This is a genomic window from Burkholderia sp. EMB26 (assembly GCF_024730645.1).
GTDB classification, from domain to species: domain Bacteria; phylum Pseudomonadota; class Gammaproteobacteria; order Burkholderiales; family Burkholderiaceae; genus Burkholderia; species Burkholderia cenocepacia.
This window is the reverse complement of sequence record NZ_CP078071.1, coordinates 13,207-38,847: the sequence shown is the minus strand read 5'-3', so window position 1 is coordinate 38,847 and position 25,641 is coordinate 13,207. Positions and strand designations below refer to the sequence as shown.

Below are 25,641 nucleotides of genomic sequence, written 5' to 3'. Positions count from 1 at the left end.
GGCGTCTCCGACGCCTTGTCGCCGACCTGGAAAGCCAGCCCCGGTTTCGGCCGCGGCTGGCTTTTTTTCGTCCGCCTCCGGCTCGCGGGCCGGCAGCGTCTGCACGGCCTCCGCGCGACAGCCGGGCCCGACATAGGTCGGCCGGTCGGCAGCGGCCCCTGGCCGCTGCCATGCCCGCGCAACCCGGTTTCCACGGCCCGGAGAGCTCGCCGTTTCCGCCAAGGACGACTAACATCCGCACTGCCGGCACCGCCCGGCCCGACCGATGCGGGATTGGTTCGCGCCGCGTGTCGATTTCGGCGGGCGTCGTCCGTCGTATCGATGGCGGCACGTGGTTTGCCCCGGACCCATACAGACAGGAGATTCGTCATGACGATTCAGAAGATCACGCCTTTTCTCTGGTATTCGACGGAAGCCGAAGAAGCAGCGGCCTTCTATGCCGGCATCTTTCCGGATTCGCGGATCGTGCGCGTCACGGCGGTGCCCGGCACCGACGGCACGCGGATGGTCGAATTCGAGCTGTTCGGGCAGCCGTTCTTCGCGATGAGCCACCCGCGCACGGAGACGTTCAACCACGCGATCTCGCTGCTCGTCAGCTGCGCGGACCAGGCCGAACTCGATCGCTACTGGAGCGCGCTGCTCGACAACGGCGGCACGGCCGACGGCTGCGGCTGGCTGCGGGATCGTTATGGCGTGTCGTGGCAGATCGTTCCGGAAGCGCTCATTCCGATGATGGCCGACCGCGACACGGTCAAGGCGGGGCGCGTGGCCGCGGCGATGATGCAGATGACCAAGTTCGACGACGCCGCGCTGAAGGCCGCCTTTGCGGGCACCGCGGGCTGACCCGGCGCACCGGGCCGCGCATGCGTGACGCCGCGCCGGGTCGCGTGCACGCGCTCGGCTCGACGGTGCGCGCATGCCGCCGGCTCGCGAGCGTTCGCTATCCGCGGCCGGCCGGCAAACCGGTAGCGTGCATCGTCGGCGCGAACTGCTACGCCGACAGCATCGACTCGATCGTCCGCCGCGCGTAGCCGATGAATTCCGCCAGCGGTTCGCCCGACAGGATCGCCGCGCCTGCGTCACCATCGAGATAGGCCGCACGCGCAGCCGCCAGAACCGGCCGGTGCGCGTCCGGCAGGCGCGCCAGCACCCACGCCGCGGCGACGTCCTTCGGCGCGATTTTGCCGGTCGCGGCGCTATACCAGATGCGCGCGAGCGCGAGCACGATGTTGCACGCGTCGTCGCGCCAGTCGGGTTCCGCCTGCCACTGCGCCACGGTAGCGAGCAGCGCGGCGACGAAGTCGCGCGCGGGCACCGGCTCGAACAGCACGTCCGCGGGCGGGCCGACCAGCGCGATGCTGTGCTCGCGCGCCTTCGTCAGCAGGATGGCCAGATCGTGATCGACGAGCGGCGGCTCGACGATGCCGGCGTCGAGGTCGCTGCGCAGCCATTCGCCGAACTGCAGCTCGCGTCGCGCCGGATGACGCCACGGCACCACGTCGCCGTGCGCGACGACCGTGACCTCCAGCGCACGCATGCCGCCGCTGCAACCGGGCGGCGCAGAAGCACCGAGCAGGTCCGACATCAGCGCGCGTCGCGCCGCTTCGTCCGGGCGCACCGCCACCGTCACCAGCAAATCGATGTCGCTGCGCGGTTTCAGGCCGCCGTCGAGCGCCGATCCGAACAGGTGGATCGCTTCCAGCGTCGCGCCGAGATGCCGTTCGATCACGACACGTGCGGCGGCGACCTGTGCGGCGATGTCGTGCGGGGTGTCGTCCGTCACGATGACAAATCTCGCGATGCGCTCGCGACGGAACGCGCGGCAACAACGCGGCGCGCGAATGAAACTCGCGGCTCGGCGATGCGGATGCGGATGCGCGACTTGCGATCCGCCGCACATCGTGCGTCGGCCAAACCCGGCATCGCCGGGCGATCCGTTCGCCGCCGCGCGCTTTGCGCGACGCAATAAAAATCCCCGCACGCTTTCGCGTACGGGGATCTCGGGACACTGCAACGGCTGCCGACATGCATTCGGCAGTCGTTGCGCGGCATTACGCTGCCGCGTCCTTCAGCTTCTTCAGCGCACGTGCCTTCACGCGCACGCTGGCCGGCTTCGCCGGGAACCAACGCTCTTCGCCCGTGAACGGATCCTTGCCGAAGCGCTTCTTCTTCGCCGGCACGACTTGTGCCGTGATCTTCAGCAGACCCGGCAGCGTGAACTCGCCTGCGCCCTTCTTGTGAACCGAGCCCAGCACGACGTTCTCGAGTGCGGCGAGCACTGCCTTGACCGCCTTCACTTCGACAGCCGCGCGCTCAGCGATGTGCGTTGCGAGCGATGCCTTCGTGAACTTGTCCTTCAGCGGCGTCGGAGCAGCCGGTGCTGCCTTTGCGACAGCCTTCTTGGCCACTACTTTCTTCGCGGGCGCAGCCTTTTTGGCAGCCACTTTCTTGGTCGCCGGTGCGGCAGCCTTCTTGGCCACCTTTTTTGCGGAAGTCGCCATGTTTCTCCTACCAGGTGTGGTCGTTGGATACACGAAGCGTGCAACGCGCGCGCTTCAACGCCGGATTCTACAAGCGCCTTGACGCTTCGTGCAGTACTTTTATGCGTTTTCGCGGGGTTTCCCGCAGGTTTTGTTGCGCGCGACCGACTTCATCGACACTCGAGCATGAAAAAACGCGTGTACGTATGGGCTCAAACAAGCCGAACGCGAATTACGTTCGATATTTGCGCACCTATACTGGGCGCGCTCAATGCCCGGATGCCTCCATGCGCGAAGTCAGATACGTCAAAGGACTCGACGGCCTGCGAGCCCTCGCCGTCATCCTCGTTTTCCTGTCCCACAAGGGCCATGTCCTTGCCGTCGACGTCGGCAAGCTCGGCGTGTGGACGTTTTTCCTCATCAGCGGATTCCTGATCGTCGGCGAGTTGCATCGCAACCGTCAGGCGGTCGAATGCGGCACCATGACGCGCCGCCACGCGCTCGCGCTGTTTCTCGCGAAGCGCGCGCTGCGGATCTTTCCCGTGTATTACCTGCTGCTCGCCGCGCTCGCGATCGCGCACGCGCTGTTCTACCAGCGCGGCGTCAATCTCGGGCTCGCCTGGCACGCGGTGTTCCTGTCGAATTACTGGATCGGCGTCGTCAAGGACGGCTGGCCGGGCTCCACGTCGCATTTCTGGAGCCTCGCCGTTGAACAGCAGTTCTATCTGATCGCACCGCTCGCGCTGCTCGCGGTGCCCGCCGCGCGACACGTCGCGCTCGGCGTCGCGGCCGTCGCGCTGTGTGCGCTCGCGCATCTCGCGCTCTACCTGTCGGACGCGTCGCCGGTGCTGATCTACGCGTTTTCCCCGTGGAATTTCGCGTTGATCGCGCTCGGCGGCGTCGGCGCGATGGCGCTCGCCGATCGCGGCGCGGCCGCCGCGCGCCGCGTACCGCCCGGCTGGCTCGGCGCGGCCGGCGTCGCATTCTTCCTCGCGCTGCCCGCCTGCACGACCTTGCCCGATGCGGTCGCGGGGCTCGCGGATCTCGGCCTGTCCGTGTCGCTCGGCGCGCTGATGCTGTGGATCGTCAGCGCACCCGAGCATCCCGTCGTCGCGCTGCTCGACTGGGCGCCGCTTGCCTATCTCGGCACGATCAGCTACGGCTTCTACCTGTTCCACAACCTGATTCCGGCGCGCTTCGGCGTGCTGCCCGCGTCCTTCGCGCACGTGCCGATGCCGGACATCGTCCGCGACGCGACGCCGGAACTGCTGCAATTCGCGCTCGCCGTGCTGCTCGCGCACCTGTCCTGGCGTTATCTCGAAAAGCGCTTGCTCGACTTCAAGAAGCCGATCGCCGCGCTGCTGGCCCGGCACTTCGCCGCGCAGCCGAGCGCGTCGCCGCGCTGAGCGTCGCGTGGACGCGGCGCGCGGCGGAAGCCGGACGGGAATGCGTCGATACCGGTGACGCCCGGCGACCGGCGGCATGTCGGCCGACACCGCGTCATCGCGCGACACCCACGCGAGTGACGTGCATGCCGCGCAATCCCTCCACCGATCCGGTCACGCGACGCATGCTTCGGCACCGCTTTCACGCGCGACGTCCCGCCTCACCGGCATGCGTCGCGCGTCGCGCGCCTGCACCCCGCACACCTGCCCGGCACCGCGTGCCGACGTCGCGCACCCTGCGCTCGCGCCCGCGCAAACAAAAAAGCCCCGGCGCGCGAGCGGCCGGGGCCAACGGAACAACCACCACCTGAAACGACGGAGCGCGCGGCCGCTTTAAGCGACGGCAGCCAGCGCGGGCAAGCAGGTACGCAGGTACGCCTCGAATTCGCGGCTCACTTCCGGATGCTGGAGCGCGAGCTCGACGGTGGCCTTGAGATAACCGAGCTTGCTGCCGCAGTCGAAGCGCGTGCCGTAGTAGCGATACGCGAGCACCTGCTCGTTCGCGAGCAGCGACTGGACGGCGTCGGTGAGCTGCAGTTCGCCGCCCGCGCCCGGCTTGAGCTTGCGCAGATGATCGAAGATCGTCGGCATGAACACGTAGCGGCCGACCACGCCGAGATTCGACGGCGCATCCTCCGGTGCCGGCTTCTCGATGATGCCCGACAGCTTGATGATGTCCTCTTCCCACTCCCGGCCTTCGACGACGCCGTACGAGCGGCTGTCCTCGCGCGGGATCGTCTCGACCCCGATCACCGAGCTGTGATAGTGGTCGAACACGTCGACGAGCTGCTTGAGCACCGGCTGTTCGCCGTGCAGCAGGTCGTCGGCGAGGATCACCGCGAACGGCTCGCCGTGCACCAGCTTCTCCGCGCACAGCACCGCGTGGCCGAGGCCGAGCGCTTCCGGCTGGCGCACGTAGAAGCAGTTGACGTGGCTCGGCTTGATGCCGCGCACGAGTTCGAGCAGCTTTTCCTTGCCGCGCGCCTCGAGCTCGGCCTCGATCTCGTACGACTTGTCGAAATGATCCTCGATCGCGCGCTTGCTGCGCCCGGTGACGAAGATCATCTCGGTGATACCGGCGTTGATCGCTTCCTCGACCGCGTACTGAATCAGCGGCTTGTCGACGACGGGCAGCATTTCCTTCGGGCTCGCCTTCGTTGCCGGGAGGAACCGCGTGCCGAGACCGGCAACGGGGAACACGGCCTTGGTGACTTTCAACATGTTCGCATCCTGATTGCGTTGACTGCGCCGCGTCGACCTGCGACCCGGCGCGATTGTGTTCCGAACGGCATATCGAGAATCGACGGTACGGCCAATTCCACTCCGCTCATTTTCGATATGAACTGATTGCCCAATGATTCCGAAAAAAATATAATCGTTTCAATTCGGTCGATATTGCCGGACCGATTGCCGAGGCAGAAACAAATTACCGATTTTCCGGATACAAATGCTTACGATTCGAATTCCTCGATATAGGGCACGCCGCCCCGTTCGAGGCCCGGGCGGATCGGTTCGTTCTTCAGCGCCTCGCGGTACGCCGACAGCACGGCCATGACCAACAGTACTGCAGCGCTCGCGATCCAATGCATGTCCATCTTGCCGCTCCTTGCATCAATCAACTGGAGCTTCAAACTATCAGAAAAAAATCGGCAAATAATTCGCCCCCTCGACGAGCCGCTTTCAGGTCGCGATAACTCCATGATGTGGAATACCGATATTTCCGGGCGAGATTTTTTTATTCATTGACCGAATTCTTGCGCATTACGATTGGATGAAACTTCCCGTCCATCCGTCGCAAGGAATCGAATCGCATGCAAGCTTTCAGCGGATCGTCTCTGGCCGCGCCGCCCGTCGCCGACCACAAGGAACACGTGATCGACGCGATGCGCGGCTTCGCGGCGCTGCTCGTCGCCTATTTCCACTGCCGCCAGGTCGTCTGGGTCGGCATGCAGAGCTTCCATCATGCTTACGGTCATGCACTGAGCCCGGGCGTGATCGCCGGCTACCTGACCTTCCCGTTCGCGTGGGGCTCCGCCGGCGTGCCGATCTTCTTCGTGATCAGCGGCTACTGCATCCACCGCAACGCGGCGCTCAAGCTCGCGGCCAACCCCGCATACCGGCTCGACGCGCCGAACTTCTGGGTGCGCCGCTTCGCGCGCATCTACCCGGTGCTGCTCGCCGCGCTGCTGTTCACGCTCGCGCTCGACGCGGTCAGCCTGCAGATCGAGCCCGTCAGCCACAAGATCCGCGACGTCGGCCTGGTCGCGTTCCTGGTGAACCTGTTCTCGCTGCAGGGCGTCGCCGGCTACACGTACGGGTCGAACGGCGCGCTGTGGACGCTGTCGCTCGAAGTGCAGTTCTACGCGGTCTACCCGCTGCTGTTCGCGCTGCGCCGGCGCATCGGGATGCCGGCCGTCGTGGCCGCAGTCGCGCTCGTCAACGTCGCGTCGGCGTGGCTGCTCGAACGGCACGACCTGCAGTTCTTCACGTCGTACTGGCTGTCCTGGACGATCGGCGCATGGATCGCCGACGTGCGCGCGCAGCAATCGCGCGGCACGGCCGTCGTGCCGTCGCGCGCGTGGTACGTCGCGGCCGCCGTGCTGCTGGCCGCCGGCTGCGGCGCGTTCCATGTCGGCCAGTACGGTGCGTTCCAGCTGTGGTCGGCCGGCTTCGCGTGCTTCCTGTACCGCGCGCTTGCCCGCCCGCCGCGCCCGACGCCGCCGCTGCGCGTGCTGAGCTGGTTCGGCGACTTCAGCTACTCGCTGTACCTGGTCCACCTGCCGCTGTTCGTCTGCCTCGGCTCGGTGCTGTTCCATTCCGAACTGCAACTGTCGATCTGGCCGTCGTTCGCGTTCATGGCCGTCGCGATCCCGGTGGCGTACCTGTTCTACCGGATGTTCGAACGGCCGGCGATGACGTGGTCGGCCAGCTTCAAGCCGACCCGCGCCGCCCGCGTCGTTGCGTCGACGCCCGAACAGGCCGTCTGACCCAAGCAGGCCGGCCCGTCCGGTTTCGCAGCCCTCGCGCGGCGTCTCGCCGCGCGGGGGCTTTTTCACGGCCGGCGCGCGGTCGCGGGCCGCTTCGACAAGGGACGGGCAGCCTGCCGCTCTCCGACCGCGCCACGACCCGCGTAAGCCGTCTCTGCGGGGTTGCTGCAGCACGACTGCAACGGTGTCGCCTGCCCGCTTCACGTTGCCGATGGCCCGCTCCCGGTTTCAGATGACGATCGGCCATGCTCGCGCCTCATGTGGAGTCGGCGTGCATGCCCGCCCGTCCGCCACCACCAGACATCTCGCCCGCTGAAAAGCGAAGCCCCCACGCAGCACGACACCGCATGGGGGCCCGTTTGCCGCCGGCTCGCGCCAGCTGCTACTTCTTCGCGTTCGCGGCCTTGGCGGCCTTCACCGTATCCGCGAGGATCTTCTCGACCCGCTCCACGTAGGTTTCGGTCCCGAACCGGCGCACCGCGGTCGCGCGCCCGCTCGCGACGAGCCGCTCGCGCAGCGCGCGGTCGCGCTTGAGCGTCGCCAGCGCATCGGCCAGCGCGGCCGCGTTACCCGGCTCGCAGAGCAGCCCGTTGTCGCCATCCTCGATGATCTCGACGACGCCGCCCGCCCGCGCCGCGACGACCGGCCGGCGCGCGAGCATCCCCTCGACGATCACGCGCCCGAACGGCTCCGGCGTGATCGACGTGTGCGCGACGACGTCGACCGCCGTCATGCACGCGGCCACGTCGCGCTGGAAGCCGAGGAAATGCACGCGCGCGTCCATCCCGTGCTGCGCGACGTATTCGTGCAGTTGCGCCGCATAGTCGTCCTCGCCGAACAGCGGCGCGCCGACCAGCACCACGTGCATGTCCGGATGCCGCGCGGCGGCCTCCAGCAGCACGTGCTGCCCCTTCCAGCGCGCGAGACGACTGAACGAGCCGACCAGCCAGGCGTCCGCGGGCAGCCCGAGGCGCGCGCGCAGCGCGGCCTGGCTCACGCCTTCGAGCGCGTCGAACGGTTCGGCCGAAATGCCGTTGAACACGACGTCGACGTGCTGCGGCGTGAAGCCCGTCAGCGCGCGGAACGCTTGCGCGGATGCATCGGAGTTCGCGATCACGCGCGTGACGCCGAGCCGCGCGCAATACTTGATCGCCTTCAACTGCTTGCCGCCGAAATGGTCGGTGCTGACGATGTCGCGCAGGTGCCAGACCACCGGCTTGCGCGCGAGCCGCCCGGCGAGCGCGGCGACCACCATCGCGCGTTGGGTGTTCGCGTAGATCACCTCGGCGCGGCGCGCGCGCCGCGCGACGTCGCGCACCAGCCGCACGAGCTGCTTCACCGCGCCGAACGACACGCCGCCCTGCTTGCGCACGCCCGCGAGCGCACCCTGCTCGACCACGTCGACGCGCGCGCCGATCTCGTCGAGCGCCGCGCGGAACGGACCGTCGGCGAACAGCAGCACGTCGGCGTTCGCACGCATGTGCTTCATGATCTCGAGCAGCGACAGCTCGGCGCCGCCGAGCACGCCGCTCTGGTCGAGCACGAGCGTCGCCGGGCCGCGCGCGGCCGGCAGAGGCGCGGCCGTGCCGCGCTGCGCGGTCGAGCCGGGCAGCGCCTGCTCCACGTAGTCGAGGAAGCGCCGCCGGAACGTGTCGGCGGAAAACCGCTCCGCGTTCGCGCGGCACGCGTCCGGCGTGAAGCGCTGCGGCGCGCGCTCGAAATCGTCGACGGCCGCGACGATCGCCTGCGGCGTCTGTTCGTCGAAGAAGAGGCCGGTCGGGTGCAGGTTCGATTGCGGGTCGAGCACGGTTTCGAGCGCACCGCCCTTGCCGTACGCGATGACCGGCGTGCCGCACGCCTGCGCCTCGACGACCGAGATGCCGAAATCCTCCTCGGCCGCGAACACGAACGCCTTCGCGCGCCGCATCCGGTCGTGCAGCACCGCGAACGGCTGGTAGCCCATGATCTCGACGTTCGGGCCGGCCTTCGCGCGGATCTTCTGCATCTCGGGGCCGTCGCCGATCACGACCAGCTTGCGCTCGGGCGTGCGCGAAAAGGCTTCGACGATCAGGTCGATCTTCTTGTACGGCACCATCCGCGACGCGGTCAGGTAGAACTCCTCTTTCACCGCATTCAGCGAGAACGCGTCGACGTCGACCGGCGGAAAGATCACCGCCGCGTCGCGGTGATAGACCTTCCTGATGCGCCGTGCGATGAACGCGGAATTCGCGACGAAGCCGTCCACCGCGTTCGCGGTGCGCGTGTCCCAGTTGCGGATGTAGTGCAGGATCATCCGCGCGAGCAGCGATTTCGGCCCATGCGTGAGGTTCGACTGCTCCAGATACTGATGCTGCAGGTCCCACGCATAGCGGATCGGCGAATGCACGTAGCTGATGTGTACCTGGTCCGGCCCGGTCAGCACGCCCTTCGCGACCGCGTGGCTGCTCGAGATCACGAGGTCGTACTCGGACACGTCGAGCTGCTCGATCGCGAGCGGCATCAGCGGCAGGTAGCTACGGTACTTGGTGCGGGCGAACGGCAGCTTCTGGATGAAGGACGTCGTCACCGGCTTGCCGCGCACGAACGCGCGGTCGTCGAGAAAATCGACGAGGCTGAACAGGTCCGCGTCGGGAAAGCACGCGACGATCTGTTCGAGCACGCGCTCGGCGCCCGCATAGGTGACGAGCCAGTCGTGGACGATCGCCACGCGCAGCGCACGCGCCGGCTGCCGCGCGCCGGCGCACTCGGCCGACACCGCGCGGTGCAGCGCGGCGGCGTCGCCCGGGTGGGCCACGGCGGCATCGGCCGTGGCGAGATTCAGGACGGCGTGTTCCGCCAGATCGCGATTCATATGGTTTTCCTCGCATTGAGACGGACAAACAGGTCGCGCACGAGCGCGCGCAACCCCGGCGTCATCGTGAGCGACCACGCGACGTTCAGCACCAGCACGACCGCGCACATGCCGATCGACTCGCCGAGCCCCGGCCACGCCTGCGCCAGGAACAGGCTCGCCAGCAGGAACGCGAGATGCGCGAGCATGTCGAGCACGATTGCGCGCATCCGGATCGCCGACAGGTACAGCAGCACGCCGTAGTCGACGAGCGCGCGCGCCGCGACGACCACCGCCGCGCCGATCAGCCCGAAGTGGTGAATGCCGAACCACAGGCCGCCGACGAAGAACGGCATCTCGACGAGCCCGGCGAATGCCGCGCGGGCCGGGTTGACCTGCGACTGGATCAGGATGCGCGTGACGCTCGCCTGGCCGACGAGCCACACGCTGATCACCAGCACGCGGCCGACCGGCGCCGAATGCGCGGCGAGATCGGCGCCGACCCACAGCGTGAGGAACGGCGCGAGCGCGAAGATCGCGACGATGCCGACCGGCGTGAACACGCCGTTCAGGAACTCGAGCGACTGGCGCGCGAGCGTATCCGCATGATCGCGGCCGACCGCCGACAGCCGCGGGAACAGCGTGCGCACCAGCGCGTTCGGCAGCATGTTCAGGCGCGTGACGAGGTTCTGCGGCACCGTGTAGTAGGTGACGAATTTCGCGCCCATGCCGGCGCCGAGCATCACGCGGTCGAGCGTGTCGGCGATCATGCTGGTCGTGCTCGCGATCAGCATCCAGCCGCCGAAGTTGAACAGCCCTTTCGCGGTGCCCCACTGCGGCGGATCGATGCGGCGGATGCCGAGCACCTTGATGCTGGCCTGCCCGAGCATCACCGCCGCGATCAGCCGCGCGACGACGGCCGCGGCGAGCACCGTCTGCAGGTTCGGCGCGATCCACCACGCGGCGGCGAGCGGCAGCAGCTGGAACAGGAACGTGCCGATCGTCTGGTTCGTGTTGAACACGCCGAACCGTTCGGCGCCGTTGATCGCGCCGGCGAACACCCACGACACGTTCGCGAGCGGAATCGCGAGCGCGAGCCACGGCAGCGCGAGATACACCTCGTGCTGCATCGCGGCCGACACCTTCGTGAAATACGCGGTGTAGACGAACGCGCCGAAATAGATCAGCAGCCCGCCCGCGATGCCGGTGCCGAGGTTCAGCCAGAACGCGCTCCAGAACACGCGCGCGCTTTCGTCCGCGTCGCCGCTCGCGAGCGCCTTCGAGATGTGGTTCTGCGCGGCCATGCTCATCCCGAGATCGAGGATCCCGAAATAGCCGATCAGCGTCCATACGAGGCTGACGACGCCGTAGCGTTCGACGCCGAGCGCGTGGATGTACGCGGGCACCGTCACCAGCGACACGAAGGTCGGCAGGATCAGCCCGATGAAGTTGATCGAAACGTTCTTGAGTATGCCTTTGTCCATGCTTGAGCCTTGAGTGACGTCGACGACGGCGCGCCGCCCGTCACGGTTTCCAGCGATACATCAGCACCTTGCCGCGCGCGTCTTCCTCGACGAACACCAGGTACTCGCCGTTCTCGCGCCGGAACGCGCTGATGCCGAACGGCACGTCGACCCAGCCGGACGCCTTGCCGACCTCGGCGCCCGGGCTCATCACGCCGACTTCCTTGCCGGTTTCCTTGTCGTACACGTGGATCTTGCCGACCGGCTCCACCGTGAAGAGGTAGCGCCCCTCGACCGTGATCCCGATCAGGTCGAAGATCGGCTTCGCGTCGAGCTTCCACGGCAGCGCCACCTGGTAGCGCGCGAGTGGCGAGCCCGTCGACCACTTGTCGAAGCGGATCAGCACGCGCCCGACTTCCTTGTTGATGCCCGGCTGCGGCGGCGCGTCGGCGGTGTAGCCGGTCACGTACAGCGTGTCGGTCTGCGGCTCGTAGATCGCGCGACGCAGCTGCGTGAACGGCTGCGGCATCGGGTAGGTCGTCACCTTGTCGTACGAATAGATCGGGTTGCCGGCCTTGTCGACGCCGCCGTACTGGAAACGGTGGATGCCGCGCACGTCGCTCGTGCGCCAGATGTCGCCCTTCGTGTCGACCCACCAGCCCCAGCCGCCGGCCTTCGCCTTGCCCGTCGTGTTGAGTTCGGACTCGTCGGCATCGATCCGGCCGTTGCCGTTCGCGTCGCGCCACAGCCAGTCGCCGCCCGGCGGCTTGTTCGGCACCTTGTCGACCGGTCGCGCACGGCCCGCGATCAGGCCGGACGGAATCGCGACTTCGCCGTCGCGCTTCGCGTCGAAGCGGTAGATCTTCAGGTGATCCGCGTACATGTCGGTCAGGTACAGGAACGTGCGACCGTCCACGCGCCGCGCGATCGGCATGCCCGGATACTGGTCCGTGTGGAACACCGGGTCGTCCGGATACTTGAAGCGGTTCGACAGGAAGCCGGCGTATTTCCAGTCCTGGCCCGGCGGCTTCGACAGGTCGAGCTCGAAACGCTTGTTGCCCGTGTACACGCTGTTCGGCCGTGCGGGATCGAGCCACGCGCCGTCGACGAACAGCAGCCCCTGCACCTGCCAGCGCAGCTTGCCGTCCGGCGTGTAGCTTTCCAGCACCGCGCCGAGCCCCGCGCCGATCGTGTCGTGGCGCGGCCCGATCCCGTTCATCGACACGTAGATGTTGCCGGCGCGGTCGACACCGACGCCCGTCAGCCCGTTGAAACGCTGCGGCCCCGGCCGGCCCGGCACCGGGCCCGCGAAGATGCCGCCGCGTTCGCCGAGCGTGCCGGACGGCGCATAGCCGTTGCCGCCTTTCGAGAAGATCAGGATCTGCTGGCGCGGCCCGTTGTCCGCGATCAGCACGCGCCCTTTCGCGTCGACCGCCACGTCCACCGCGTCGGTGCCTTCCGGCAGCGTCGGCGCGTCGTCGAGCTTGCGGCCGTCGGCCCGCACGTGCACGAGATGCGCGGGCCCGCCCAGCGTATCGGTCAGCAGCCACAGCGTGCCGTCGCCCGCGAGCGCGATGCGGCCCGGCTCGTGCGCGCTCCACGTGCCCTTCTGCTGCATCGTCTCCGCGTCATAGACATCCACCACGTCGCGCGACGGATTGGTCGCGAACAGCGTCTTGTCGTCGGCCGCGAGGCCGCCCACTTCGGCCTTCGCCTCGCCGACTTCCGAGCGCGCGGGCGCCGGCACCTCGTTCATCATCATGAAGCTGGCGGCCATCCGTGCGCGGCCGGCGTCGGCGCGGCCGCCCGGCGCGACCTGCGGCGCCGCGCGAAACGGCGCGGGCTGCTTCATGTCGCCGATCGTGCGTCGCGAGATGCCGAACCATTGCTTGCCCTTGTCCGGCCAGATGCCGGGCGCCTGCAAGTGGCCGCGCTCGTTGCCGACGCCGATCGCGACATACGCGTACTTGCTGTTCACCGCGATCGCGTTGCCGCCGAGATTGCCCCAGCCGTGCGTGCCGCCGGCGAAGCCGAGCATCTTCCCGTCCTGGTAGACGCTCGCCTCGGCGCCGCTCTCGTCCCACGGCGCATTCGTATACACCTTGCCCTCGGGCGTCACCGCGATCGCGCGGATGTCGATCTGCGTCCATGAGCCGTCGCCATAGCCGAACGTGTTGCCGATCCACGACGTCGTCGCGGGCAACACCGTTTCGGCCGGCACGGCGCTCGTCAGCAGCGCCGCGCATACCGTCATGCCAACCAGAATCAGACGTCGCAATGCGCTTCTCCAGACTTGATGCAACAGCGACCGGCGCCGCCACGGAGTGCCGCGGATGCGCGCTGTCGCTAAATGGGTTTCAAACGTCGCGATGCAGGTTACAAGCAAAAATAATCACAAGAAATTTGGAAATATTTGGGGATGTTTCCGCGTGAAATATCGAACCGGAACAGCGAGTAAATGGCGCGCGGAAACGGCAATAACGACCGCCTTTCCCGCGCCACCACGTAGAAAATTCCGCCCCGCACCGCCCATCGGGCCCGCCCGGGCGCCAACCTTTCATCTCGCGATCGCAATAATCGGCATTTGAATATTTGTCGCCAGATAAATGACGCGCGTTTTTTTACCGATTTCTTTTCCCTAGAATCGATTTCGATTCCATATTCCATTAAAAGGCATGCAATACGTACACGCATTGGATGCGGGTCGTGAAGGAGCCGCGCGATGACGGCCCTGGCACGCCCCGCCGACCTCGCCCCGCCGCAACACGGCCGCATCGTGCAGCTCGACGGGCTGCGCGCGATCGCGGTGGGCGCCGTGTTCCTGCAGCACGCGCTGAAGGCGCCGCTGTGGATGGGTGTCGATCTGTTCTTCGTGCTGAGCGGCCTGCTGATCACCGGCATCCTGCTCGATCGCAAGGCGCGCGGACAGTCGTACTTCAGCCACTTCTATGCGCGCCGCGTGCGCCGCATCCTGCCGCCGTACGTGCTGCTGCTGGTGGTGTCGACGCTGCTGTTCGGCGCGAGCTGGCTGCCGCACTGGCCGTGGTTCGCGTTTTTCTCGACCAATATCGGGCTGTCGCTCGGCAGCATCGGCCATGACAGCCTGAACGTGCTGTGGTCGCTCGCGGTCGAGGAGCAGTTCTACATCTTCTGGCCGTTCGTCGTGCTGTGGTGCTCGGAGCGCGCGCTGCTGTGGGTCGCCGCCGCGCTGATCGTCGCGGCGCCGGTGCTGCGCGCGATCGCGACGCCGTGGTTCGATTCGTTCTGGCCGATCTACTACCTGACGCCGTTCCGGATGGACCTGCTCGCGGCCGGCGCGTTGCTCGCGATCGTGCTGCGCCGCGACCGGCGCGCGCTCGAGCCGTTCTACCCGCTCGCGATCGTCGGCGCGCTCGTGTCGCTCGCGATCCTCGGCTGGCTGCACCTGTCGTTCCCGCGCTTTCGCGCCGCGAACACGCCGATGTCGAATGCGGCGCTCTACAGCATCTCGCTGCTGCTGTGCACGTCGATCGTCGTGATCGCGCTGCGCGGCCGCGGCCTCGTGCAGCGTGTGCTGACGAACCCGATGCTCGTCTACGTCGGCACCGTCAGCTACACCGTCTACCTGATCCACCTGAGCGTGCTGTACGCGCTGTGGCCGCTGCATCTGAACCGCTTCGTCACGGCCGCGCTCGCGCTGGCGATCACGCTCGCGTACGCGACCCTGAGCTGGTACGGCTTCGAACGGCGCCTGACGCGCGGGCCCGCGCGCCGCGCGGTGCCGGCCGCCGCCGGCACGACCGCCTGAATTTCATCATCCATTGCTTCTACCAGGACAACGCCATGAGCCAAACTCGTAAAAAGGCCATCATCACCGGAATTTCGGGGCAAGACGGTGCGTACCTGACCAAACTGCTGCTCGACAAGGGCTACGAGGTCACCGGCACCTATCGCCGCACCAGCTCGGTGAACTTCTGGCGTATCGCCGAACTGGGCGTCGACACGCATCCGAACCTGACGCTCGTCGAGCACGACCTCACCGACGCGGGCTCGAGCCTGCGCCTGCTCGAACGCACGCAGCCGGACGAACTCTACAACCTGGCCGCGCAGAGCTTCGTCGGCGTGTCGTTCGACCAGCCGGCGACGACCGCCGAAGTGACCGGCATCGGCCCGCTGAACCTGCTCGAGGCGATTCGCGTCGTGAGCCCGAAGACGCGCTTCTACCAGGCGTCGACGTCCGAGATGTTCGGCAAGGTGCAGGCCATTCCGCAAACGGAAACCACCGCGTTCTACCCGCGCAGCCCGTACGGGGTCGCGAAGCTGTACGCGCACTGGATGACCGTGAACTACCGTGAATCGTATGGCCTGTTCGGCAGCAGCGGGATCCTGTTCAACCACGAATCGCCGCTGCGCGGCCGCGAATTCGTCACGCGCAAGATCACGGACACCGTTGCGAAGATCCGGCTCGGCAAGGCGACCAAGCTCGAGCTCGGCAATCTCGACGCGAAACGCGACTGGGGCTTCGCGCTCGAATACGTCGAAGGCATGTGGCGCATGCTGCAGGCCGACGAGCCCGACACCTACGTGCTCGCGACCAATCGCACCGAAACCGTGCGCGACTTCGTGCGGATGGCGTTCGCGGCGGCCGGCTACCAGATCGAATGGACCGGCAAGGGCGAGCAGGAGCGCGGCCTCGACGCATCGACCGGCAACGTGCTCGTCGAAGTGAACCCGAAGTTCTACCGCCCGGCCGAAGTCGACCTGCTGATCGGCTGCGCGGACAAGGCGAAAAGCAAACTGGGCTGGGCACCCAAAACGACGCTCGAACAACTTTGCCAGATGATGGTCGAAGCGGATTTGACGCGGAACCAACACCATGACACGTTCTGAAACCGGACGTCCGTCGCGCCGTGCATTCGTCACGGGCCTGACGGGCTTCACCGGTCGCTACATGGCCGAACGCCTGCAGGCGGCCGGCTATGACGTCTGGGGCACGGTCGCGCCCGGCACGCCCCGCCCCGCCGATCCGGCGTTCGCGCAGTGCACGCTGCTGCCCGTCGACCTGCTCGACGCCGAGGCCATGCGCGCGGCTGCGGCCGATGCACGGCCCGACGCAGTCGTGCATCTCGCCGCGCGTGCGCATGTCGCACAGGACGAGCCGTCGCAGACCTACGCGGTCAACATCGTCGGCACGCGCAACCTGCTGGCTGCCCTCTCCGGCCTCGACCGCCGTCCGTCGGCCGTGTTGCTGGCCAGCAGCGCGAACATCTACGGCAACTCGACGGCCGGCGTGCTCGACGAAACCGTCGCGCCTGCGCCGGCGAACGACTACGCGGTCAGCAAACTCGCGATGGAATATGCGGCGAAGCTATGGGCCGACCGGCTGCCGATCGTGATCGCCCGGCCGTTCAACTACACGGGCGTCGGCCAGAGCGATGCCTATCTGCTGCCGAAGCTCGTCGCGCACTATGCGCGCAACGCACCGCGGATCTCGCTCGGCAATCTCGACGTGAGCCGCGATTTCTCCGACGTGCGCGACGTGACGGCCGCCTATCTGAAGCTCATCGAAGCCGCACCGGCAGGCGAGACGTTCAACGTCTGCTCGGAGCGCGCGTATTCACTGAAGGAAGTGCTGGCGATGCTGTCGCGCATCGCCGGTTACGTGATCGACGTGACGATCGATCCACGCTTCGTGCGACACAACGAAGTGAAAAGCCTGAGCGGGTCGCGCGACAAGCTGCGGCGTGCGGTCGGCGAATTGCCGGTCACGCCGCTCGACGAAACGCTGCGATGGATGGTGGACGCGATGCGTGCTGCACCGCCCGGTCACGCCGCTGGCTGAACGGGACGACACGCACGCCACGGCATGCGCCGAAACGACGACGGGCCGCTCTCACGAGCGGCCCGTTTTCATTGATGCCGGTCCGAAAACCGCTGCGTCACTCAGCCGTCCAGGCCGCGCGCCAAATCGTTGCGAATGTCGCCCGCATGCTCGAGGCCGACCGCCAGGCGGATCAGCCCCTCGGTGATCCCCGCCGCGGCGCGCGCTTCCGGCGTGATGCGGCCGTGCGTCGTGGTCGCCGGATGCGTGATCGTCGTGCGCGTATCGCCGAGGTTGCCGGTGATCGACACCAGCTTCGTGCCGTCGATCACGCGCCACGCGTTCGCGCGCTGCTGCTCGGGCGTGTCGCCCTTCAGTTCGAACGACACGATCGCGCCGCCCGCCTTCTGCTGGCGCTTCGCGAGTTCATGCTGCGGATGCGATTCGAGCCCCGGATAGAACACGCGCGCGACGGCCGGATGCGCGTCGAGCCAGCGCGCGATCTCCAGCGCGTTCGCCGATTGCTTCTCGACGCGCAGCGACAGCGTCTCCATTCCCTTCAGCAGCACCCACGCGTTGAATGCCGACAGCGTCGGGCCCGCGCTGCGCACGAACGGGAACACCTTGCCCATGATGAATTCCTTCGAGCCGACCAGCGCGCCGCCGAGCACGCGGCCCTGACCGTCGAGGAATTTCGTCGCCGAATGCATCACGACATCCGCGCCGAGCTTCAGCGGCTGCTGCAGCACCGGGCTGCAGAAACAGTTGTCGACGACGAACAGCGCGTTCGCGGCCTTCGCGATCTTGCCGATCGCCTCGATGTCGGCGAGTTCGGTCAACGGGTTCGACGGCGTCTCGAGGAAGAACATCTTCGTTTCCGGCCGCACGGCTTCCTGCCATGCGTTCAAGTCCGTCGGGTCGACGAAGGTCGTCGTGATCCCGAACTTGCTGAAGATCTGCGAGAACATCCCGAGCGTCGAGCCGAACAGGCTGCGCGAGCTGACGAGATGGTCGCCCGCCTGCAGCGCGGACATCACGACCGACATGATCGCGGCCATGCCCGACGCCGTCGCGATGCACGCCTCGCCGCCCTCGAGCGCCGCGAGACGCTCCTGGAACATGGTGACGGTCGGATTCGTGAAGCGCGAGTAGGTGAAATAGTCTTCCGAATTCGCGAAGCGCTCGGCCGCGTCGGCCGCGCTCGAGAAGCAGAAGCTCGACGTGAGGAACAGCGCTTCCGAATGCTCGTTGAAGTCGCTGCGCAGCGTGCCCGCGCGCACGGCAAGCGTGTCGAAGTTGAGGGAGTCGTCCATGTTCCGTTTTCCGTATTCGATGGCCGCGCCGACGGTCGTTCATGAGGCGCGGACCCGGTCAAAACCCAGGCCAAAAACAAAAAGCCCGCTATGCGTCGGCATCAGCGGGCTTCGGTGCGGTACGACAGCGATCGACTCGGGCCGGCTGCCGCCGGCCTTCGCTTTAGCTGTTTTGGGAAGTTGCCCCGCGTCCGCAAGCTGATATCAAATCGACGCAAGGCCACATCCTATCACGCCTCGATCGAAGCGTGCGCCGGCGTTACTCGACCGACAGCTGCAGGTTCATCTGCGAACGCTCGGTATCGCCGGCCGTATCGCGATCGGCCTGCGACGCCGGCGTGAGGCGCGCGCGCTCGATCGCATCGAGATACTCGGGCGTCACGTCGCCGGTGATGTAGTTGCCGTCGAAACACGACGCCTCGAAGCGCTCGAGCTTCGGGTTGATGTCGCGCACCGCGCGGCGCAGATCGTCGACGTCCTGATAGATCAGGTGGTCGGCGCCGATGATCTTCGCGACTTCCTCGTCGGTGCGGCCGTGCGCGACGAGCTCGCCACGCGTCGGCATGTCGATGCCGTACACGTTCGGGAACTTCACGGGCGGCGCCGCCGACGCGAAGATCACCGACTTCGCGCCCGCATCGCGCGCCATCTGCACGATTTCATGCGAGGTCGTGCCGCGCACGATCGAATCGTCGACGATCAGCACGTGCTTGTCCTTGAACTCGATGCTCATCGCGTTGAGCTTCTGGCGCACCGACTTCTTGCGCACGGCCTGCCCCGGCATGATGAAGGTCCGGCCGACGTAGCGGTTCTTGAAGAAGCCTTCGCGATACTCGACGCCGAGCTTCGCGGCGACCTGCATCGCGGCCGGGCGCGACGAATCGGGAATCGGCATCACGACGTCGATCGGCACGTTCGGCAGCTCGCGCTTGATCTTCTCGGCGAGATAGTCGCCCATGCGCAGGCGCACGTTGTAGACCGGCACGCCGTCGAGACACGAATCCGGACGGGCCAGATACACGTATTCGAACATGCACGGATTCAGCGTCGGGTTCTCCGCGCACTGCTGGCTGTGGAAGTTGCCGGCCTTGTCGATGAAGATCGCTTCGCCCGGCTCCAGGTCGCGCACGAATTCGAAACCGATGCCTTCGACCGCCACCGACTCCGACGCGACCATCCATTCGGTGCCGTGCTCGGTTTCGAGCTTGCCGATGCAGAGCGGACGGATGCCGAACGGGTCGCGGAACGCGAGCAGGCCGTAGCCGGCGATCAGCGACACGATCGCGTACGAACCCTGCAGGCGGCGATGCACGCCCGACACCGCCTTGAACACCGACGCCGGATCGAGCTCGAGGCCCGTGGTCGACAGTTGCAGCTCGTGCGCGAACACGTTCAGCAGCACTTCGCTGTCGGAATTGGTGTTGATGTGCCGGCGGTCGATCCGGAACATCTCGTCCTTCAGTTGCTGCCAGTTCGTCAGGTTGCCGTTGTGCGCGAGGATGATCCCGAACGGCGCGTTCACGTAGAACGGCTGCGCCTCGGCCTCGCTCGACGCCGAGCCGGCCGTCGGGTAGCGCACCTGGCCGATGCCGTAGGTGCCGGGCAGGCTGCGCATGTTGCGCGTGCGGAACACGTCGCGCACCATGCCGTTCGCCTTGTACATGTGGAAATTGCTGCCGTCCGCCGTCGCAATGCCCGCCGCGTCCTGACCGCGATGCTGCAGCAGCAGCAGGCTGTCATAGATCAGCTGATTGACCGGGGATTGGGAGATAACACCTACGATGCCGCACATGGCATGTCCTTCAGAATGACAAAATCGGTTCCGTCCTGCCCGGCCGCGTCGTCACACGCGTACGTACTGGGCCATGCCGTCGGGCAGGAGCTGCTTCAGCTCGTGCACGCCCTGTTCGGCAAAAGGACGCAATAGCGCATTGCGCCAGAAATCCTGTTTGGGCAGTTCGGTCAGCCCGGCCGCCGCGACCAGCAGCACCACCAGCACGCAGCCGCGGACGAGCCCGAACATCATGCCCAGCGAGCGGTCGACGCCGCCCAGGCCACTCGCCTGCGCGATCCGCGACAGCAGCGCGTTCGCCACGCCGGCGACCAGCACGACGCCGATCACGACTAACGCGAAGGCGATCACCCACTGCGTCAGCGCGCCGCCCGGCCAGTTCGCCGGGATGTACGGTACGACCAGCCCGACGTAGCGGCCCGCGATCACGATCGCCGCGATCCAGCCGATCAGCCCGAAAATCTCGGACACGAAGCCGCGCCATGCGCCGCGCAGCGCCGACAACACGATCACCGCCAATACAGCGTAGTCGAAAGCCGTCAGCATCGTGGCATTACTGCGTCAGACCGGCTTCGCGCACCTTCGCGATCGCGGCGGAAGCCGCCGATCGATCCGCGAACGGGCCGGCACGCAACAGTGTAGCCGTGCTGCCGTCCGCCTGCTTGCGATGCTCGACATATGCGGGCACACCCGCCGATTTCAATTTGGTCGCCCACGAACGGGCCGTCGCGTCGTCCTTGAACGAGCCGAGCTGCACCGCGAAGCGCGCACCAGCCGGCGATGCCGGCGACGATGCGTCGCCGCTGTCCGGGCTCGCGGCGCCGGCATTCGCGACGGTTGCGGGCGCAGGCTTCGGCGCGGCCGGTTTCGCCGCGGGGGCGGCCGGCTTCGGCGCGGGCTTCGGCGGCGTCACGCTCGCCGTGGTGGTCGTATCGGGTTTCGCGGCCGGCTTGGCGGCATCCTTCGGCGCAGGGGCCGGTGCGGCCGCAACGGTCGTGTCGGATGCCGGCGGTTCGTCGTGGGCGACGCCGGCCTGCACGTCGGACACATCGTCGTCGCGCGGCGCGACCGCCTGGTGCGCGGGCCGGTTCGGGATGTCGATCGCGATGTCGTCCGTGACCGGCTTCGGGTGCGAGTCGAGCACCATCGGCAGCACGATCACCGCGGCCACGACGAGCGCGATCGCGCCCACGAGGCGCCGGCGTGCGCGTTGCTTTTCTGGAAGGGTCGGATCGAGGAGCAGTGCGTCCGATTCCGGACGCTCGGTGCGGCGCGGGCGCCGCTCGACGCGTTCAGTGCGCTCCGTGCGCACGTTCCGGGAGGCCCCGGTGCGACCGCCGCGCCGCGGGGGCGCGTCGTCGTCTTTTTTGCCGAACGAGAAAATTCCCATGAATGGCTGAGTCCGAAACTGCCCGTCAGTCAGTGTTGCTGCGATTTACGGTAGGCCAGCACGCCGGCAACCGTATGGAAACTGCCGAAAACCACGATTCTATCATTCTCGGATGCTCTTTTTAGTGCATCGCGAAACGCTTCCGCAGGCGACGCGTACCGCGTCACGCTCGAATCGGGCCCCTCCTCCACGCCAGCCTTGCGCAGCGCGGCTTCGAGCTGCTCCGCGGAGGCCGCGCGCGGCAGCGGCAGGTCGGTCACGCACCAGTGGTCGATCTCGCCCTTCAGGTGCTGCAGCACGCCGTCGATGTCCTTGTCGTGCATCGCGCCGAACACCGCGTACGTGTACGGGAAGAAGCCCATGTTGCCGAGGTTCTGCTCGAGCACGGCCGACGCATGCGGGTTGTGCGCGACGTCGAGCACGATCGCCGGCTTGCCGGGCAGCACCTGGAAGCGCCCCGGCAGCTCGACGTTCGCCAGCCCGAGCCGGATGTCCTGCGCGGACACCGGCAGCACCGGGCGCAGCGCCTCGAGCGCGGCGAGCGCGGCCGACGCATTGATCAGCTGATTCGCGCCGCGCAGCGCCGGATACGCGAGCGCCGGATAGCGCTTCTCGCGGCCGAGGTAGCTCCATTGCTGGCGCTCGGCGCCCGCTTGCGCCTCGTAGCGGAAATCGCGGCCGACAAGCCACAGGTCGGCGCGGATCGCTTCGGCGTGGTCGATCAGCGTCTGCGGCGCGGCCGGATCGCCGCAGATCGCCGGCTTGCCGGCGCGGAAGATCCCGGCCTTCTCGAACGCGATCTTCTCGCGCGTGTCGCCGAGGTATTCGGTATGGTCGATGTCGATGCTCGTGACGATCGCACAATCGGTATCGATGATGTTGACCGCGTCGAGCCGGCCGCCGAGGCCGACTTCGAGAATCACCGCGTCGAGCCCGCGCGCCGCGAACAGATGCAGGATCGCGAGCGTCGTGAATTCGAAATACGTGAGCGATACGGGCTCGGCCAGCGACGTGCGCGCGGCTTCGACGGCCTCGAAGTGCGGCAGCAGTTCGTCATCGGTCACGTTCCGTCCGTTCACGCGCGCGCGCTCGTTGAATTCGAGCAGGTGCGGCGACGTGTGGCAGCCGATCTTGTAGCCCGCGCGCACGAGGATCGTCTCGAGGAATGCGCAGGTCGAGCCCTTGCCGTTCGTGCCGCCGACGGTGATCACCGGGCACGCGAATTCGAGCTGCAGCGCCGCCTTGACCTGCCCGATGCGGGTCAGGCCCATGTCGATGCCGACCGGGTGCGCGCGTTCGAGATGCGAAAGCCACGCGTCGAGAGTGGGAAAAGTGCTCATCGGATCAAATCTGGATCGGTACCGCCACTACGCCAAAAAACGAAGCGCGCCGCCTGACGCTGGAGCCAGGCGACGCGCGGAGTCACAACCTTGCGCCGGTCAGGCCAGCGCGTCGGCCGGCTGTCGCTGCAGCAGCGCGAGCAACTGCGCGATCTCGTCGCGCATCTTGCGACGATCGACGATCATGTCGATCGCGCCGGTCTTCAGCAGGAATTCGGCGCGCTGGAAACCTTCCGGCAGTTTCTCGCGGACCGTCTGCTCGATCACGCGCGGGCCGGCGAAGCCGATCAGCGCCTTCGGCTCGGCGATCACGACGTCGCCGAGGAATGCGAAGCTCGCCGACACGCCACCCATCGTCGGGTCGGTCAGCACCGAGATGAACGGCAGCTTCGCCTCGGCCAGCTTGGTCAGCATCGCGGTGGTCTTGGCCATCTGCATCAGCGACAGCAGGCTTTCCTGCATCCGCGCGCCGCCCGATGCGGTGAAGCAGATGAACGGCACGTGCTGCTCCAGCGCGTTCTGCGCGCCGCGCGCGAAGCGTTCGCCGACGACCGAGCCCATCGAGCCGCCCATGAACGAGAACTCGAAACAGGCCGCGACGACGGGCAGCGTGTGGATCGCCCCGCCCATCACGACCATCGCGTCGGTCTCGCCGGTTTCGTCCATCGCTTCCTTCAGACGATCGGGGTACTTGCGGCTGTCCTTGAACTTCAGCGTGTCGACCGGCACGATTTCCTGGCCGATTTCATAGCGGCCTTCCGGATCGAGCAGCCCGTCGAGGCGCTCGCGTGCACCGATGCGCATGTGGTGATCGCACTTCGGGCACACGTGCAGGTTCGCGTCCACGTCGTTGCGATAGAGAACGGCCTCGCAGGACGGGCACTTGACCCACAGGCCTTCCGGAATGCCCTTGCGGCTTTTCGGGTCGGTCTGCTTGATCTTCGGCGGCAACAGTTTGTCGAGCCAGCTCATCGTATGGTTTCCTGTTCCGTGGCGGGGCGGGCCGACCGGCCCGTTCCCGCTTCCTGTTGTGTTTATCGCGCCGTCTTGCCCGCGCCGTCCAGCGCGGCACGCAGCTCGGCAATGAAAGACTTCAGCGCGGCGGCGGCGCCTTCCGGCGCGGCGCTCTCGAGCAGCTGCACCAGGCGGCTGCCGATCACGACGGCATCCGACACTTCGGCCACCGCGCGCGCCGTTTCGGCGTCGCGGATACCGAAGCCGACGCCCACCGGAACCGGCACGCGCGACTTGATGGCCGGGATTTTACCTGCAATGCTCGAAACATCCAGATTTCCCGCGCCGGTCACGCCCTTGAGCGACACGTAATACACGTAGCCGCTCGCGATCTTGCCGACGTCGGCAATGCGCTCGTCGGTCGACGTGGGCGCCAGCAGGAAGATCGGATCGATCTGCGCGGCGCGCATTTTCTCGGCGAAAACACCGGCCTCTTCCGGCGGATAGTCGACCACCAGCACGCCGTCGACGCCGGCCGCGTGCGCTTCGGCCGCGAACGCGTCGACACCCATCCGTTCGATCGGGTTTGCATAGCCCATCAGCACGACGGGGGTTTTGGGGTCGGTTTCGCGGAAACGCTTCACGTCGGCGAGCACGCTCTTCAACGTGACGCCGCGCGCGAGCGCGCGTTCCGACGAGCGCTGGATCACCGGGCCGTCGGCCATCGGGTCCGAGAACGGCACGCCGAGTTCGATCACGTCCGCGCCGCCTGCGGCGAGCGCGTGCATGAATTCGACGGTTTTCGCGGGATCGGGGTCGCCGGCCGTGATGAACGGGATCAGGCCCTTACGGCCTTGTTCGGCGAGCGCGGCGAAGGTCTGCTGAATACGGGACATGGCAATTTTCCTGTGTCGATCCGGAGCTGGCGCTTCAGCGCTTGCTCCGGTCTCATACGATGTATGCGTTGCGTTCGGCGACGCGGCGGCGCGACTCACGCGCACGCCGGCGCGGCGAGCGCGCTCACGCGCTCGTGCGCGATCGCACAATAGCTTTCGTTGATCTCGTAGCCGACGAAGTCGCGCCCCTGGCGTGCGCAGGCCACCGCGGTCGTGCCGCTGCCCATGAACGGATCGAGCACGCGGCCGCCCGGCGGGCAGCTTGCGAGCACCATCCGCTCGATGATTTCCAGCGGCTTCTGGGTCGGATGATCGACGCGCTCCGCGTGCTGCCGGTGCAGGCGCGAGACCGACCAGACGTCCTTCGGGTTGTAGCCCATCTCCAGCCACTTGCTGCCTTCGAACAGCTTGCGCGAGCGGGCCTTCTTCGTGTCGGCGTCGTACGGGATGCGGACCGGATCGAGATCGAAGTAATACGCTTTGGAAACCGCGAAAAAGCCGATGTTGTCGTGCACCGACGTGAAACGGCGCGTCGTGCCGCCCATGCTCGGCACGCGCCGGTCCCAGATGATCTCGTTGACCATCGTGAGTTTCGTCTTCAGGAAACTGAAGATTTCCGGCGCGTACTGCCACGTGCAGAAGATGTACATCGACCCGCTCGGCTTCAGCTTCGGAATCGCAAGGTCGAGCCACTCGCGCGTCCACGCGAGGAAGTCGTCGCCCGAACGCTTGTCCGAATCGTTGCCGTAGTCCTTGCCGAGCCCGTACGGCGGATCGGCGACGATCAGGTCGATCGACGCATCCGGCAGCTGCGCGGCGTGGGTCAGGAAATCGCGGTTGTGCAGCTCGATACCGGACGGCAGCACGCGCGGCACGGCAGCGGCGGGCTGAACCGCCTCCGCCTCGCTCGCGGCGCCGCCGCCCGGCTCTTCGATCAGGTCACGCATCGGT

General features: G+C 67.0%; 21 protein-coding genes. 6 read left to right on the top strand and 15 right to left on the bottom strand.

Annotation, left to right across the window (positions count from 1 at the left end):
• Window positions 1–369 precede the first annotated feature (369 nt).
• Window positions 370–843: a VOC family protein gene (locus KU887_RS16965; protein WP_006488901.1), complete on the top strand. Its 474-nt coding sequence runs from the start codon at window positions 370–372 to the stop codon at window positions 841–843.
• 148 nt (window positions 844–991) lie between these two features.
• Here KU887_RS16965 and KU887_RS16960 read toward each other — a convergent pair whose 3' ends face one another.
• Together KU887_RS16960 and KU887_RS16955 are read right to left on the bottom strand one after the other, a co-directional pair.
• Window positions 992–1,783, bottom strand: coding sequence for an AadA family aminoglycoside 3''-O-nucleotidyltransferase (locus KU887_RS16960; protein WP_200064324.1), 792 nt, complete (start codon window positions 1,781–1,783; stop codon window positions 992–994).
• A 268-nt stretch (window positions 1,784–2,051) separates the two neighbouring features.
• Window positions 2,052–2,501, bottom strand: coding sequence for an HU family DNA-binding protein (locus KU887_RS16955; protein ID WP_006492882.1), 450 nt, complete (start codon window positions 2,499–2,501; stop codon window positions 2,052–2,054).
• Window positions 2,502–2,767: 266 nt separating this feature from the next.
• On the opposite strand from KU887_RS16955, the gene KU887_RS16950 reads away from it, so the two are divergent.
• Window positions 2,768–3,886, top strand: coding sequence for an acyltransferase (locus KU887_RS16950; RefSeq protein ID WP_048986912.1), 1,119 nt, complete (start codon window positions 2,768–2,770; stop codon window positions 3,884–3,886).
• Window positions 3,887–4,258: 372 nt separating this feature from the next.
• On the opposite strand, the gene galU is transcribed toward KU887_RS16950, so the two are convergent.
• Entirely contained in the window at window positions 4,259–5,146 is an 888-nt protein-coding gene (gene galU, locus KU887_RS16945) for a UTP--glucose-1-phosphate uridylyltransferase GalU (RefSeq protein ID WP_006482949.1), read from the bottom strand.
• Window positions 5,147–5,376: 230 nt separating this feature from the next.
• Window positions 5,377–5,520 (bottom strand): hypothetical protein, encoded by a 144-nt coding sequence (locus tag KU887_RS16940; RefSeq protein WP_006479318.1) that lies wholly within the window; start codon window positions 5,518–5,520, stop codon window positions 5,377–5,379.
• A 216-nt stretch (window positions 5,521–5,736) separates the two neighbouring features.
• Here KU887_RS16940 and KU887_RS16935 point away from each other — a divergent pair, with 216 nt between their 5' ends.
• Complete coding sequence (locus KU887_RS16935) at window positions 5,737–6,912, top strand: acyltransferase (protein WP_062885430.1); 1,176 nt, start codon at window positions 5,737–5,739, stop codon at window positions 6,910–6,912.
• A 382-nt stretch (window positions 6,913–7,294) separates the two neighbouring features.
• On the opposite strand, the gene KU887_RS16930 is transcribed toward KU887_RS16935, so the two are convergent.
• From KU887_RS16930 to KU887_RS16920, 3 genes are read right to left on the bottom strand one after another with little or no spacing between them, the layout of a single operon-like run.
• Window positions 7,295–9,763, bottom strand: coding sequence for a glycosyltransferase family 4 protein (locus tag KU887_RS16930; protein ID WP_258256834.1), 2,469 nt, complete (start codon window positions 9,761–9,763; stop codon window positions 7,295–7,297).
• Window positions 9,760–11,226, bottom strand: a complete 1,467-nt coding sequence (locus tag KU887_RS16925; RefSeq protein ID WP_006491256.1) for a flippase — start codon at window positions 11,224–11,226, stop codon at window positions 9,760–9,762. Before KU887_RS16925 ends, KU887_RS16930 begins: the two co-directional genes overlap by 4 nt.
• Window positions 11,227–11,266: 40 nt before the next feature.
• On the bottom strand, window positions 11,267–13,459 hold the full coding sequence (locus KU887_RS16920) for a hypothetical protein (RefSeq protein ID WP_080323714.1): 2,193 nt from the start codon (window positions 13,457–13,459) through the stop codon (window positions 11,267–11,269).
• A 468-nt stretch (window positions 13,460–13,927) separates the two neighbouring features.
• Here KU887_RS16920 and KU887_RS16915 point away from each other — a divergent pair, with 468 nt between their 5' ends.
• From KU887_RS16915 to KU887_RS16905, 3 genes are read left to right on the top strand one after another with little or no spacing between them, the layout of a single operon-like run.
• Window positions 13,928–14,992, top strand: coding sequence for an acyltransferase (locus KU887_RS16915; protein ID WP_006495941.1), 1,065 nt, complete (start codon window positions 13,928–13,930; stop codon window positions 14,990–14,992).
• A gap of 35 nt (window positions 14,993–15,027) precedes the next feature.
• The gene (gmd, locus tag KU887_RS16910; RefSeq protein WP_006491261.1) at window positions 15,028–16,074 is read left to right on the top strand and encodes a GDP-mannose 4,6-dehydratase; all 1,047 of its coding nucleotides are present in this window, start codon (window positions 15,028–15,030) and stop codon (window positions 16,072–16,074) included.
• On the top strand, window positions 16,061–17,026 hold the full coding sequence (locus tag KU887_RS16905; RefSeq protein WP_006491265.1) for an NAD-dependent epimerase/dehydratase family protein: 966 nt from the start codon (window positions 16,061–16,063) through the stop codon (window positions 17,024–17,026). The genes gmd and KU887_RS16905 overlap by 14 nt, the downstream gene beginning before the upstream one ends.
• A gap of 101 nt (window positions 17,027–17,127) precedes the next feature.
• Here KU887_RS16905 and KU887_RS16900 read toward each other — a convergent pair whose 3' ends face one another.
• From KU887_RS16900 to KU887_RS16865, 8 genes are all read right to left on the bottom strand, one after another.
• Window positions 17,128–18,318, bottom strand: coding sequence for an O-succinylhomoserine sulfhydrylase (locus KU887_RS16900; RefSeq protein ID WP_006495944.1), 1,191 nt, complete (start codon window positions 18,316–18,318; stop codon window positions 17,128–17,130).
• A 259-nt stretch (window positions 18,319–18,577) separates the two neighbouring features.
• Entirely contained in the window at window positions 18,578–20,110 is a 1,533-nt protein-coding gene (gene purF / locus KU887_RS16895) for an amidophosphoribosyltransferase (protein WP_006495945.1), read from the bottom strand.
• A gap of 51 nt (window positions 20,111–20,161) precedes the next feature.
• Window positions 20,162–20,656, bottom strand: a complete 495-nt coding sequence (locus tag KU887_RS16890; protein ID WP_006491262.1) for a CvpA family protein — start codon at window positions 20,654–20,656, stop codon at window positions 20,162–20,164.
• Between the two features lie 7 nt (window positions 20,657–20,663).
• Window positions 20,664–21,500, bottom strand: coding sequence for an SPOR domain-containing protein (locus KU887_RS16885; protein ID WP_034178306.1), 837 nt, complete (start codon window positions 21,498–21,500; stop codon window positions 20,664–20,666).
• A gap of 29 nt (window positions 21,501–21,529) precedes the next feature.
• Window positions 21,530–22,840, bottom strand: coding sequence for a bifunctional tetrahydrofolate synthase/dihydrofolate synthase (folC, locus tag KU887_RS16880; protein ID WP_258256829.1), 1,311 nt, complete (start codon window positions 22,838–22,840; stop codon window positions 21,530–21,532).
• A 99-nt stretch (window positions 22,841–22,939) separates the two neighbouring features.
• The gene (gene accD / locus KU887_RS16875) at window positions 22,940–23,812 is read right to left on the bottom strand and encodes an acetyl-CoA carboxylase, carboxyltransferase subunit beta (RefSeq protein ID WP_006484412.1); all 873 of its coding nucleotides are present in this window, start codon (window positions 23,810–23,812) and stop codon (window positions 22,940–22,942) included.
• Window positions 23,813–23,874: 62 nt separating this feature from the next.
• Window positions 23,875–24,690, bottom strand: coding sequence for a tryptophan synthase subunit alpha (trpA, locus tag KU887_RS16870; protein WP_060268273.1), 816 nt, complete (start codon window positions 24,688–24,690; stop codon window positions 23,875–23,877).
• Window positions 24,691–24,785: 95 nt separating this feature from the next.
• Complete coding sequence (locus KU887_RS16865) at window positions 24,786–25,637, bottom strand: site-specific DNA-methyltransferase (protein WP_060268276.1); 852 nt, start codon at window positions 25,635–25,637, stop codon at window positions 24,786–24,788.
• Between the last annotated feature and the right edge of the window lie 4 nt (window positions 25,638–25,641).